Origin of the sequence: Butyricimonas sp. BSD2780061689_150309_C8 (genome assembly GCF_015560935.1) — a bacterium.
In the GTDB taxonomy this organism is placed as follows: Bacteria; Bacteroidota; Bacteroidia; order Bacteroidales; family Marinifilaceae; genus Butyricimonas; species Butyricimonas paravirosa.
Map to the genome: position 1 here is coordinate 20,599 of NZ_JADMSV010000041.1, position 7,004 is coordinate 27,602.

Genomic DNA, 7,004 nt, shown 5'->3' on the forward strand with positions numbered 1-7,004 from the left:
TTTCCAATTCTTCCTTGTGCGGGAGTCGAGAACTTGTAACTTGCTAACCTGTAACCTGCAAGCGGCAATCTAGGCTTATTTCAACCCACTTCTTTCCAGTAAAGCGTCAACGGTCGGTTCTTGGCCCCGGAAGCGCTTGTAGAGTGTCATCGGGTTTTCTGATGCGCCCTTTTCCAGCACGTTGCGGCGGAACGATTCGGCGGTAGTCTTGTCGAAAATACCGTTTTGCTTGAATAACGAGAAGGCATCGGCATCCAGTACTTCTGCCCACTTGTAGCCATAATATCCGGCAGCGTATCCCCCGGCAAAGATGTGTCCGAAAGCGGGAGAAAAGGCACTACCTTTCACAAGAGGCATGATCTCCGTTTTGCCCATAGCCCGTTGCTCGAAGTCCACGAGAGGTTCGGTGACAGGTTCGGTGATCGTGTGCCATGCCATATCGACCATGCCAAAACTTAACTGACGGTCGCTCGCGTACCCGGCTTGGAAATTGGATGATTTCTTGATTTTGTCAATATATTCCTGCGGAATTTTCTCTCCGGTCTGGTAGTGTACGGCCCATGTGTCAAGCCACTCTTTTTCGAGTGCGAAGTTTTCCATGAATTGCGAGGGCAGTTCCACGAAGTCGCGGGACACACCGTCCATGGACGTGGAACCGTAAGTACATTTACTGAACATTCCATGAAGAGCATGGCCGAATTCATGCAAGAAGGTTGTTACCTCGTTGAACGTCAGTAAGGATGGTTTCGTGTCGGTTGGTTTCGTGAAGTTCATCACGAGCGATACCAACGGGCGCTGATCTTTACCGTGAACCATTTTCTGACCGCGGAACTGGGTCATCCATGCTCCGCCTCCCTTGCTTTCCCGCGGGAAAAAGTCCGTGTAGAGAACGGCAAGGAACGATCCGTCATTGTCATATACCTCGTAGGTTTTTACCTCGGGGTGATATAACGGGATGTTGTTCACTTCCTTGAAGGTAATACCGTAGAGACGGGTTGCCAAGTCAAAGACACCCTTCTGCACGTTTTCGAGTTTGAAGTAGGGCTTCAGCATCTCGTCGTCAAGGGCGTATTTCTCCTGCATCAATTTGTTGGAGTAATAGGACCAGTCCCAGCGTTGCAATTCTCCCTTTAAGCCAGCTTTGTGGGCGAAATCCTCCACCTCTTTTTTATCTTTGAGTGCATAGGGGTAGGACGCCTCGTGCAATTCGGCGATGAAGTTATTCACGATCTCCGGGGTGTTAGCCATGCGATCGGTTAATGCATAATTCGCGTAGGTCGGGTAACCCATGAGTTTCGCTTTTTCCAGACGCAGGGCGGTGATCTTCTTGACCACTTCCTCGTTGTTATACTCGTTGTCTTTGTATGCCCGTGTCGAGTTGGCACGATACATTTTTTCTCTCAATGTCCGGTTGTCAGCGTATTTCATAAGAGGACCCATGCTCGGGTAGTGGAGGGTGAAAATCCATCCTTCCTTGCCTCGTTGTTTGGCCGTCATGGCAGCCATTTCCTTGGCTCCTTCGGGGAGACCGGAAAGGTCTTTCTCGTCGGTCACGTGCAACTCGAACGCATTAGTCTCGGCCAGTTCGTTTTTATCGAAGGTCAGGCTTAGCTTGCCCAGTTCGATGGAAATCTCTTTGAAACGCTCGCGGTCGGCACCTTCTAGGTTTGCTCCCCCGTCGATGAAGGCTTTCCACGTGTTTTCGAGTAACATGGTCTGTTCCGGATTCAGGTTCAAAGTCGCTTTTTGCTCGTGAACTTGTTTTACCCGTTCGAAAAGTTGCGGGTTCATATAGATAGCGTGGCTGAATGAAGTCAGTTTCGGGGACACGTTTTGAGCTATGTCCTGCATCAGACTGTCGGTGAGACAAGCATTCAGGTTGAAGAATATGCCGGAAATGGCATTCATTTTTTCACCGATGTTATCCAGTGCCACGATCGTGTTTTCAAATGTCGGGTTTTCTTTCGAAGAGGCAATTTGCTCTACCTCTTTCTTGGCTTCCTCGATAGCCGCATCAAAAGCCGGTTCGTAATGCTCGGCTTTGATTTTATCGAAAGGGGGCGTCTGGTGGGGAGTGTCAAAACTCGATAAAAGCGGGTTTTGTTCCGTCTTTCCGCAAGATGCCACAAGAAGAATAATTGCAGCCATAAAAGTCGTTTTTCTCATTGTTTTTATAGATTTTGTATTCGAAATTTCGGTCACGAAGTTACAAATAAGTTTGGAAACTTTATAGAGTTTATAAAGTTCATAAAGTTTGTAAGGTTCATAAGGTCTGTGGACCCTTGCGGGGCGCTTTGTCCACGGCAGCTTGTGCTACCGTTAAACACAGTCCGAAGGACTCCTGTGACCTTTTGACTTTATGAACCTTATGGACTTTATAAACTCATTTCTTTTTCCCCTTGAACACGATCTTGGGTTCCACGATCATCGGGATCACGGTTACCGTGATGTCAAGGTTAAGTTGATTCTCAGTTACTTTCCCCTTGTGAGTGTAGGAAATGGTCTGTTGACCGACAGATACTTTACCGCCACCTTCCAGGTTAAGAGTGGAATCGGTTTCGGTTACTTTGCTCAATGCCGGGTTAACCGTGATGCCTTTCACGGGCATGGTGAAGTCCACGAGATTCAGCGTGACGTTCTTGCTGGTATCCGCCGTGATGCTGATTTTGCAGGGAATCGGACCTTCGGGAATAAGCGTGTTGCCGTTAGCGTCGGGTTTGAGCATGGCCTTCACGTGGTCGGGCAGGATGATCGTGGCCTCGCCCTCGTATAGGCCGGGTAGAGATGAAACGTCGTGTGCCCGACGGTCGCTGCAACTATTGCAAGATGTTAATAATGATGTTGTTGAAATAATAACTAATAATATCCCGATAAAGAAAATATTCCGTTTCATGAACTATTGATTTATTTTTGTATTTTCGACGGCTAAAAATATAAACTTTTATCAATTAAACCATCAGGATTATGAAATTTGTAGGATTACTTCTTCTTTTATGTTTCGCGGTCGGGGGATCGATGAACGCCACGCCGGTGAATAACACGAATAAGAAAGACCATGCGGCAGCTGTTGCCGGGACGTATAACGGGGAGGCTTTTATCGAAATCATGCAACAGAAGATGAAGTTAAAGCTCGAATTGCAACGGACTCACCGGGATAGTGTGATCGTGGTGGTGAAGGATTTTATGTTGCCCAACGGGCAGAAGTTTAACTATCGTTCGAACGGGGTTTCCGTGAAACCGGAAGTGAAAGACGGGAAAACCGTGTACAAGCTGAATATCTCGTTTACTTACACGTATAATGGAATGCCGATGAAAGTGACCGCCACGGGAACGGTGAAGGACGGGGAACTCGATTCGCTGGTGAAAGCCACGATCATGGATGCGATGGAGACGAAAGTGACGTACAAGGCGAAAAAGGCCTAGTAAAATCTAGTAACTCCGCTTAAAAAACAAGAGGTGTGGCAAAAGTCATTTTATTTCCAAAAACTCCTCCGTCACTTCGTGCCACCTCCTCTATAAACAGAGGAGGAGCTGGTGACTCTTCCCGAAGAAAGGGAGTATTTTCAACTCTCCCTCTGTTTATAGAGGGAGTACGGCGAAGCCGGGAGGGAGTTCGAGAAATGACTTTTGCCTCTCCTTGTTTTTATGTTACTTTAGTAAATATGCTACCTCAAATCGATAACGTCCACTTCCGGATGGGCATCCTTGTCAAAACGGAAGAAGGTGACGTCTAGTTCTTTCTCCGGTTTCTTTAAACTTTTAATCGTGATCACCACGTCGTTCCCGTCTTTGCCGAAGGACGTGACTTTTTCCACCATGTTTGTTTTCGTGTTGATCCATACCCCAATCTTGGAGATCTGTTTGTGAGTTTGTTTCGGGGTTAACTCGATGTAGGCTTTGCCATCCTTGTCTTCCACCAACTTCTGGGTGAACTTCTGGTTGTGAATATCGAACAGGATAGAAGGATTCAACATCTCATCTTCGTTCTCGTCCGGGTTTTTGATATTTACCTCTTCTTGATCCGGCATGTACGTGTAGATAACTTCCCCGTCGAAATAGTTGACCACGTCCATCACATCAATGCGGTACATCTTGTCTTTCATGTATGCTTTCCCGTGATGTGTTTCATTAATATCTTCTGCCTTGTTGATCATGGAAAGGTCAAAAACGATTTCCACGGCAGGGTAGGACTTGATATGTTCGACTGTTTTATCCAGAATTGCCTTTGCTTTTGCGTCTGTCTGGGCGATAGCGAGAGAACCGCATAATGCCAGAACCATGAATGTCAGAATGTACTTCATACAGTGTGTTATTTTATATTGTCTTTTTCTTAAAATCAAAAGCAAATATAGGGATTATCCCGTAGATGCAAAAACTTATGGGAAAATTTGCTACTTTCGCACCGTTTTTTGAAAAAGGAAATGGACAAATTTAAAGGGATTCTATTTGCGGCATTGTCGGCGGCTACCTTCGGGTTGATTCCGCTGTATGCAAACCAGGCAATACTGGACGGGGTTAATAATGAAACAATATTAGTGTACCGTTACGGGATAGCGGGAATCGTGTATGCTATTTATTTATTGCTCCGGAGAATGAATATGAGACTGACCCGACGGGAGGTGAAGGAAGTTACGCTTGCCGGGGTCGGGGGATATGGAATCACGGCTTTCTTCCTGATGTGGTCGTATCATTATATGCCCACGGGCGTGGCGACAGCGATTCATTTCTTTTATCCCGTGGTCGTCGCGTTGCTGATGGCTATCTTCTACAAAGAACGGTTACCCTTGGAGGTGAAAGCGGGGATCGTGCTGGCGATATGCGGGGTGTACCTGTTGTCGTGGACTCCCGGGGAGGTAAAATGGCTAGGATTATTCTTTGTATTAATGTCCACGGTGACTTATGGGTGTTATATTACCGCACTGAACCGTCCCGTGTTAAAGCGGATGAATCCGGACGTGCTGACTTGCTACGTGTTACTATTCACCGCGCTGTTCTACTTGATCTTGGCCGTGGCACAGGGAAAGATGGAAATCATCACGAGACCCCGGTTCTTGCTGGATATGGTGCAATTGGCCATATTGAGTACGATCGTTTCTGCCCGGTTGCTGGTGGCAGCCGTGAAATTGATCGGTTCCGTACCGAGTTCCGTGTTGGGAACGTTGGAACCGATAACGGCAATCGTCGTGGGAGTGCTTTATTTCAATGAACAATTGACTTACGCGAATTACCTTGGGTTATTGATCGTGATCGTTGCCGTTCTTGTCGTGATTTGCAAGATGAAAAAATAAGGGGGAAAACTTCTGTTATTATGATGTAACCTATTTATTTTTGGCTATTTTTGCGGGTGAAATTGACTTTTAAGAATATCGTATGCTGTTGTTTATAACTATAAACTTTTACACTATAACTGATATATTGCTAGCCGCTTTTATATTTTATCAGGTTTATAAACTGGTGAAAGGGACGGTTGCGATAAATATATTTGCCGGGATTTTTACATTCTACGTGGCATGGTTGCTGGTGAAAGCTCTGAATCTGGAGTTGGTTTCTGGTATCTTGGGACAGTTTATCGGTATGGGAGTGATTGCCTTGCTGATCGTGTTCCAGCAAGAAGTTCGTCGCTTTCTATTATTATTAGGTAGTAAATATAACCTGCAAAACATATTTAACTTGGAGCGGCTTTTTACCAAGACTTCTATAAAAGATGAGGTCGCCGCCGCTATCGTGCAGGCCTGTGATTATTTTTCGAAAACAAAAACGGGTGCTTTGATCGTGTTGTCCCAGAATTCGGAGTTGTACAATTACGCGCAAACGGGTGTGTTGATCCGTTCGATCGTGTCGGAGGAGTTGCTTGAAAATATCTTCTTTAAGAATTCCCCGTTACATGACGGTGCGGTAATTATCGCGGATAACAAGATTTTGGCGGCGCGGTGTATTTTGCCGGTTTCCGATAACACGAATATTCCCGGGAGTTTGGGGTTGAGACATCGTGCAGCGATTGGAATGAGTGCCGTGACCGATGCTCACATCATCGTGGTCAGTGAAGAAACCGGAAATATTTCTTTTGTGAAGGATGGGCATTTCAAGGTGCGGATCACCCCGCAAGAATTGAACAGTTTCTTGCACAATGATTTCACGGGTTTCGTCGTGAATAAGTAATCCTGTTGTTTCTCTTTTATCATATTTGTAAATTATTCGTTCGTGTACCTTGGTTCGCTTGTGGTCTATGGATAGAAGGGGACATGAACATTGCATCTTCATAGCATGAACATAGCATAAACACTGACGGGTGTTGTTGATGAGTTAGAGGAGGGTATCTGTCTAGTTTATTTCCTAGTTTATCCCATGATATTCCATAGAACAAACGCTGGTCACAGGTGGAAGATAGGGTATAAAGACGTATCATTTTCGAATCAAAGACGAATCAAAGACGTTCACGAACGGCTTTGTACCGGCTTTGAAGCGGCTTTGTACCGAGGTTGATTCTTGTCTTTAACCTTATTTCAATAGTATTATCCTGAAAAAAGTTCCCATTCTAACGTTTTGCCAATCATGCTTTTGGTGTGTATTGATGAAAATAATTGAAAAATAATTGTGAAAATATTTGGAGAAGGGGAAAAGTTTGCCTTATCTTTGCACCCGCAAAACAAGAAACGGTGCAAGCATGAACGAGGCTAGAAAGGTGGTTTCTTGTAAAGTTCTTGAAATGTTGAAATGGAAATAAGACAATCCTTCTTTTGCTTGAGTAATTCAAAATATCGAATTACGAGGCTCTTTAAAAAAAAGTTTGAAAAAACTTTGAAAAAGATTTGGAAGGTAACGAAAAAAGGTCTTATCTTTGCATCCGCTTTCGCTCTTAAAATGAGCAAGGCTAAAACAAGAAAGAAAGAGTTCTTTAAGATATTGAAATGAACAAAACGTAGCGAGCGTGAATCGAAATCGACGGTAGTCGAGATTCATGAAACACATGACCCGGCCAGAACAAAATTTCTGTAAATAACTTT

Annotated in this window: 6 protein-coding genes; 3 read left to right on the forward strand and 3 right to left on the reverse strand. The window is 44.9% G+C overall.

From position 1 onward, the window contains the following. Positions 1-75 precede the first annotated feature (75 nt). Both I2I33_RS19530 and I2I33_RS19535 read right to left on the reverse strand, forming a co-directional pair. The gene (locus I2I33_RS19530) at positions 76-2,166 is read right to left on the reverse strand and encodes a M3 family metallopeptidase (protein ID WP_229128392.1); all 2,091 of its coding nucleotides are present in this window, start codon (positions 2,164-2,166) and stop codon (positions 76-78) included. A 217-nt stretch (positions 2,167-2,383) separates the two neighbouring features. After that, a complete protein-coding gene (locus I2I33_RS19535) occupies positions 2,384-2,893 on the reverse strand; it encodes a calycin-like domain-containing protein (RefSeq protein ID WP_087422085.1) in 510 nt (169 codons plus the stop codon). 71 nt (positions 2,894-2,964) lie between these two features. Between I2I33_RS19535 and I2I33_RS19540 the strand changes: the two genes are divergently transcribed. Then, complete coding sequence (locus I2I33_RS19540; RefSeq protein ID WP_087422086.1) at positions 2,965-3,423, forward strand: hypothetical protein; 459 nt, start codon at positions 2,965-2,967, stop codon at positions 3,421-3,423. 242 nt (positions 3,424-3,665) lie between these two features. On the opposite strand, the gene I2I33_RS19545 is transcribed toward I2I33_RS19540, so the two are convergent. Then, positions 3,666-4,301, reverse strand: a complete 636-nt coding sequence (locus I2I33_RS19545; RefSeq protein ID WP_087422087.1) for a LolA family protein — start codon at positions 4,299-4,301, stop codon at positions 3,666-3,668. Positions 4,302-4,421: 120 nt separating this feature from the next. Between I2I33_RS19545 and I2I33_RS19550 the strand changes: the two genes are divergently transcribed. After that, positions 4,422-5,288, forward strand: coding sequence for a DMT family transporter (locus I2I33_RS19550; RefSeq protein WP_087422088.1), 867 nt, complete (start codon positions 4,422-4,424; stop codon positions 5,286-5,288). A gap of 82 nt (positions 5,289-5,370) precedes the next feature. Then, the gene (gene cdaA / locus I2I33_RS19555; protein WP_027201344.1) at positions 5,371-6,159 is read left to right on the forward strand and encodes a diadenylate cyclase CdaA; all 789 of its coding nucleotides are present in this window, start codon (positions 5,371-5,373) and stop codon (positions 6,157-6,159) included. The last annotated feature ends 845 nt before the right edge of the window (positions 6,160-7,004 follow it).